The sequence below is a fragment of the Citrobacter sp. genome, from assembly GCF_050252275.1.
GTDB lineage: Bacteria > Pseudomonadota > Gammaproteobacteria > Enterobacterales > Enterobacteriaceae > Citrobacter_A > Citrobacter_A amalonaticus.
Map to the genome: position 1 here is coordinate 1 of NZ_JBFWLF010000376.1, position 3,527 is coordinate 3,527.

The 3,527-nt window shown below is 56.2% G+C and carries 3 protein-coding genes; all 3 read left to right on the forward strand.

The window, feature by feature from the left end:
* Positions 1 to 874: autoinducer 2 ABC transporter substrate-binding protein (locus AB7E14_RS21795; protein WP_428169950.1), on the forward strand; the 874-nt coding region annotated here is incomplete at its 5' end.
* A 103-nt stretch (positions 875 to 977) separates the two neighbouring features.
* Positions 978 to 2,486, forward strand: a complete 1,509-nt coding sequence (locus AB7E14_RS21800) for a sugar ABC transporter ATP-binding protein (RefSeq protein WP_044264914.1) — start codon at positions 978 to 980, stop codon at positions 2,484 to 2,486.
* The gene (locus AB7E14_RS21805) at positions 2,479 to 3,468 is read left to right on the forward strand and encodes an ABC transporter permease (RefSeq protein WP_044253103.1); all 990 of its coding nucleotides are present in this window, start codon (positions 2,479 to 2,481) and stop codon (positions 3,466 to 3,468) included. Before AB7E14_RS21800 ends, AB7E14_RS21805 begins: the two co-directional genes overlap by 8 nt.
* Positions 3,469 to 3,527 lie beyond the last annotated feature (59 nt).

Sequence of the window (3,527 nt, forward strand, 5' to 3'; positions counted from 1 at the left end):
CGGTATTCCGTGGTTTAACCGCATGGAAACCGGCGTGAATGAAGCCGCGAAGAAACTGGATGTGAATGCTTACCAGACTGGCCCTTCCACACCGGATCCGGCTCAGCAGGTAAAAGTGATTGAAGATCTCATTGCCAAGAACGTTAACGCGATCATTGTGGTACCTAATGACGCCAAGGTGCTTGAGCCCGTGCTTAAAAAAGCGCGCGATAAGGGTATTGTCGTCCTGACTCACGAATCGCCAGATCAGCAAATCGGCCAGTGGGATATCGAAACGATCGACAGCGAGAAGTACGCGCAGGCTAACGTTGACGAGCTGGCGAAGGATATGGGCGGGAAAGGCGGCTATGCCATTTACGTCGGCTCGCTGACCGTGCCGTTGCACAACGCCTGGGCCGATTACGCCATCAAGTACCAGAAAGAAAAATACCCGGAGATGTTTGAAGTCACCACTCGTCTGCCGGTGGCTGAGAGCATCGACAAATCCTACTCCACGACGCTGGACCTGATGAAAACCTATCCGCAGATGAAGGGCATCATTGGCTTCGGTTCGCTGGGTCCGATTGGTGCCGGTCAGGCAGTACAGAAAAAACGCGCGAAAGATAAAATTGCCGTGGTGGGGATTGCAATGCCCGCACAGGCAGCGCCTTATCTGATGCGTGGCGACATCAAAAAAGCGATGCTGTGGGATCCAAAAGATGCCGGTTACGCGCTGGTGACCGTGGCAGATCAGTTGCTGCAGGGCAAAGAGGTCACGCCAGATCTGACCATTGAAGGATTAGGGAAAGCCGATGTCGACATGGAGAAGAAAGTGATCCGCTTTAACAAGATCCTCGAAGTCACCAAAGACAACGCGCAATCACTCGGTTTCTAAGGCTCCAGCCACCACCAGGGAAACCTAACGCCGACCGTCTGGTCGGCGCTACCAACAGGCTTAACACTCTGCGCCCGTCAGGGCGCTCGCAGGGGTATTGTCCATGACAGACACCACCGCATTTATCACTCTTGAGAATATCAGCAAGCAATTCCCGGGCGTGCTGGCGCTGGATAATGTGAATCTGACGCTGAAAAAAGGCGAAGTTCACTGTCTGGCAGGACAGAACGGTTGCGGTAAAAGCACCATTATTAAAGTGATTTCCGGAGTCTATCAGCCGGAAAAAGGAGCGCAGATCCTGCTGGATGGCAAACTGTTTCACCAGTTGTCACCACAGCTCTCTTCGCATTACGGCATCCAGGTTATCTATCAGGATTTATCCCTCTTTCCTAACTTCAGCGTGGCGGAGAATATTGCCGTCAACCGCTACCTGCCCGGCGGCGACATCTGGGTGCGGCGCGGTACGATGAAGCAACAGGCGCTGGCGGCAATGAAGCGGATTGGCGTCAGCATCGATCCCGATAAAAAAGTGGAAAAACTCTCCATTGCCGACCGTCAGCTCGTCGCGATTTGTCGCGCCATTGCCGCCGACGCGCGTCTGGTGATTATGGACGAACCCACCGCTTCCCTGACGCGCCAGGAGGTCAACGGCCTGCTGCGAGTGGTCAATGAACTGAAAGCCGACGGGATTTGCGTGGTGTTCGTCAGCCACCGTCTCGATGAGGTGATGGAAGTGGCGGACCGCATCAGCGTAATGCGCGACGGCAAACTGGTGGGGACGTATCCCGCCAGCGAACTCGACAGCCATGAACTGGCATTCCTGATGACCGGTCAACGCTTCCACTACAGTCCGCTGCCGGAAAAACCGCCGGTTGAACAGGAGCCAATGCTGGAACTGCGCAACCTGAGCCGCAAAGGAAAATATCAGGACATCAACCTGTCGCTGCGCAGCGGCGAGATCGTGTCAATTGTCGGCCTGCTTGGTGCAGGCCGCACCGAGCTCTGCCTGAGTCTGTTTGGCATGACGCATCCGGACAGCGGGGAAATTCGCATTAACGGGAAACCGGTTCAACTGCGCAACAACCATGACGCTATCAGACACGGGATCGGCTATGTCTCGGAAGATCGCCTGACCCAGGGGCTGATCATGGAACAGTCGATCTACGACAACACGATTGTCACGGTCTTTGACAAACTGCATACCCGCAGCGGCCTGCTCGATCACGGTAAAGCCAAAACGCTGGTCGCCGATCTGATCCGTGAACTGAACATTAAAGTTTCCGATCCGCAGTTGCCGGTCAAAACGCTCTCCGGCGGCAACGCCCAGCGTATCGCCATCGCCAAATGGGTGGCGACCCAACCGCATATCCTGATCCTGGACTCCCCAACGGTGGGGGTTGATATCGCCAACAAAGAGGGGATCTACCAGATCGCCCGCAATCTAGCGGAACAAGGCATGGCGGTGCTGATGATTTGCGATGAGATCCCGGAAGCGTATTACAACAGCCACCGCGTACTGGTCATGCGTCGCGGAAAGCTGGTTGCCGAGTTTAATCCGCATCGCTGTCGTGAAGAGGACATTGCAGAGGTGGTCGAGGTCATCCATGAATAACTTTCATCTCTCCCGTTTAATCGGGCACCATGAATTCTGGCTGGGCCTGCTGGTGATTGCGCTTGCCGTTGGGCTGAGCGTCAGCACTGACGAGTTCCTGTCACTCGGTAATCTGACGGACGTCGCCACCAGCTACGCCATTCTCGGTATTCTCGCCTGCGGGCTGTTTGTCGTGCTGATCTCCGGCGGAATCGATATTTCGTTCCCGGCGATGACGGCGATAGCGCAATACGCGATGGCAAGCTGGGTGATCGCCCACGGCGGCAACTTTCTGCTGGCGCTGACCATCGCCATCGCCGTCGGGTTATTGCTCGGGCTGATTAACGGCTTTCTGGTCTACTGGCTGCGCGTGCCCGCTATCATCATCACCATCGCCACGCTTAACGTCTATTACGGTCTGCTGGTTTACGCCACCAAAGGCACCTGGCTGTACGGCTTCCCGGACTGGTTCATGAACGGTATCAACTGGTTCTCGTTCACCGCGGCAGATGGCTATGACTACGGTATTACCCTGCCGTTACTGTGTCTGGCGGCAGTGATCGTCTTCACCGCTATCCTGATGAACTACACCCGTCTCGGTCGCCAGATTTACGCGATGGGCGGTAACCGCGACGCCGCCTCCCGCCTCGGGCTGAATCTGTTGAAGCTGCATTTCTATGTCTACGGCTACATGGGTATTCTGGCCGGCGTCGCCGCCGTCGTGCAGGCGCAGATCACCCAGTCCGTCGCACCAAACTCGCTGCTCGGTTTTGAGCTGACGGTGCTGGCGGCGGTGGTGCTCGGCGGCACCAGCATGAGCGGCGGTCGGGGCACATTGACCGGAACGCTGCTGGGGGTGATTCTGCTGGCCTTTTTGCAAAATGGTCTGACGCTGCTCAGCGTCTCCTCGTACTGGCACACCGTTTTCAGCGGCATCATTATCCTGGTCAGCATCAGCGCCACCGCGTGGAACGAAAAACGCAAACTGGCAAGGGAGCTTTGAGATGAAAGCGTTCGCAAGAGTATTACCCGGTGATGCCATCATCCGCCTGCAGTGCGTGA

What these genes read in the sequence shown, in the direction of transcription:
- AB7E14_RS21800 (WP_044264914.1), top strand. Translation starts at nt 978, where the DNA reads ATGACAGACACCACCGCATTTATCACTCTTGAGAATATCAGCAAGCAA.
- AB7E14_RS21805 (WP_044253103.1), top strand. Translation starts at nt 2,479, where the DNA reads ATGAATAACTTTCATCTCTCCCGTTTAATCGGGCACCATGAATTCTGG.